Source organism: Streptomyces sp. 5-10 (genome assembly GCF_014712245.1).
GTDB lineage: Bacteria > Actinomycetota > Actinomycetes > Streptomycetales > Streptomycetaceae > Streptomyces > Streptomyces violaceusniger.
In genome coordinates, this window is the sequence record NZ_JACVYG010000180.1 from 1 (window position 1) to 2,372 (window position 2,372).

Annotated in this window: 1 protein-coding gene; it reads right to left on the reverse strand. The window is 72.8% G+C overall.

Annotated elements, in window-relative coordinates; all coding sequences use genetic code 11:
- Positions 1 to 2,372, reverse strand: a 2,372-nt coding sequence (locus IEJ02_RS47675; RefSeq protein ID WP_191070489.1) for a polyketide synthase, incomplete at both ends; no start/stop codon positions are given.

Sequence of the window (2,372 nt, forward strand, 5' to 3'; positions counted from 1 at the left end):
ACAACTCCACCGCCATCCCCACCCACTGCGCCCCCTGCCCCGGAAACACCCACACCGGACGGGAGTCGAGGGTGCGCATGGCCTGGTCCTGGGTGGCGAGCCGGTCGAGGTCGTCCGGGCCGAAGGCCACGGCACGGCAGGCGAGAGCGGTGCGCGAGGTCGTGAGCGACAGGCCCACATCGACCGGACGCAGGTCGGGACGGTCACGGAGGTGCTCGGCCAGCCGGGCCGCCTGCGCCCGCAGGGCCTCAGGGGTGCGCCCGGAGAGCGGCCAGGGCACCCCGGTCGGCCCGTCGTCCACGGCAGACGCCTCGTCAGGGCGGTCGGGCCCCTGTTCGAGGATGAGGTGCGCGTTGGTGCCGGACACGCCGAAGGAGGACACTCCGGCACGACGTGGCCTGTCGGTCTCCGGCCACGCCAGTGTTTCGGTCAGCACCCGGACCCCGGCCGGCCAGTCCACGGTGGGCGCCGGTTCGGTCACGTGCAGGGTGCGCGGCATGAGCCGGTGCGCCAGCGCGGACACCGTTTTGATCACGCCGCCGATGCCCGCCGCCGCGGCGGCATGGCCGATGTTCGACTTCATCGAGCCCAGCCACAGCGGCTGTTCACGGTCCTGCCCGTACGCGGCGATCAGGGCGTTGGCCTCGATGGGGTCGCCGAGCACCGTACCGGTGCCGTGCGCCTCGACCATGTCGACGTCCTGTGGGCGCAGGCGCGCGTTCGCCAGCGCCTGCCGGATCACCCGTTGCTGTGCCACCCCGTTGGGAGCGGACAGACCGTTGGACGCGCCGTCCTGGTTGACCGCCGAACCACGCAGCACGGCGAGCACCCGGTGCCCGTTGCGGGTGGCCGCGGACAGCCGTTCCAGCACCACGAGCCCGGCACCCTCGGCCCAGCCGGTCCCGTCCGCCTCCGCCGAGAACGCCTTGCACCGGCCGTCCGCGGCCAGGCCGCCCTGATGGGTGAACTCCTCGTAGGCGAACGGCGTCGCCATCACGGCGACACCGCCCGCCAGGGCGAGGGTGCTCTCCCCGCTGCGCACGGATTGGGCGGCCATGTGCAGCGCCACCAGCGACGACGAACACGCGGTGTCCACCGTGACCGCGGGTCCCTTCAGGTCCAGCGTGTACGCGATGCGGCCGGACAGCACGGCGGACATCTTGCCGGTCAGGACCAGACCGCCGAGCCCCGCGTTCTCCCCGTCGGCCGCCCCCAGGTAGTCCTGCTGGGACGCGCCCACGAACACACCGGTCGCGCTGCCGCGCAAGGTGCTCGGGTCGATCCCGGTCCGCTCCACCGCCTCCCACGCCGTCTCCAGCAGCACGCGCTGCTGGGGGTCCATGGCAAGCGCCTCACGTGGGCTGATGCCGAAGAACTCGGCGTCGAACCCGGCAGCGTCGTGCAGGAACCCGCCCTGCGTGGTCGCACTGGCCAGCATCAGCTGGTCGAGATCCCAGCCGCGGTCGGTCGGGAATCCGGACACGACGTCCCGCTCGTCGACGACGAGACGCCACAGCCCTTCGGGGTCCGCGACGCCGCCGGGGTACCGGCACGCCATGCCGACGATGACCACGGGATCGCCGTCGTCCGCGGCGACCGTGCGCCGGACCGGGGTGTCGGTGACCCCGGTCAGGAACGCGGCGACCGCGGCCGGTGTGGGGTGGTCGAAGGCGAGGCTGATCGGCAGGTCGAGGCCGGTCGCGTCGCTGAGGGCCGTGCGCAGCTGGGTCGCGGTCAGCGAGTCGAGTCCGAGGTCGGAGAAGGCGCGGTCCGCCGGGACATCGGCGGCCCGTCGATGGCCGAGCACGGCGGCGACATGCCCGCGGACCAGGTCCAGCATGTCCTGGGGGCCTTCCGCCACCGGGGTGTCATCGACGGCACCGACAGGATCCGTGGGCCAGAAGCGACTGCGCTGGAAGGCGTAGGTGGGCAGGTCCACGTGAGTGGCGTCGGGGAAGACGGCTTTCCAGTCGACCGTCACTCCATGCACATGGGCGCTGCCCAGCGCGCGGACGAACTGGCCTGGACCGCCTTCGCCGCGCCGCAGGGTGCCCAGGGCGGCGACCGTCGCTCCGGCGGCTTCCGCGGTCCGCTCGACGCTCATGGTGAGTACGGGGTGCGGGCTCATCTCCAGGAACACCTGGCGGCCCGCTCCCAGCAGGGCCGACACGGCCCCGGTGAAGTCGACCGGCTTCCGCAGGTTGGTGTACCAGTACTCCGCGTCCATGGCCGACCCGTCGATCGGGCCACCCGTCACCGAGCTGTAGACCGGGACCGTGCCCACGGCGGGGACGATCGGCCCCAGGGCCGCCAGCAACTCCTCGCGAAGCTCCTGGACCGCCGGGGAGTGGGAGGCGTAGTCCACCGCGATC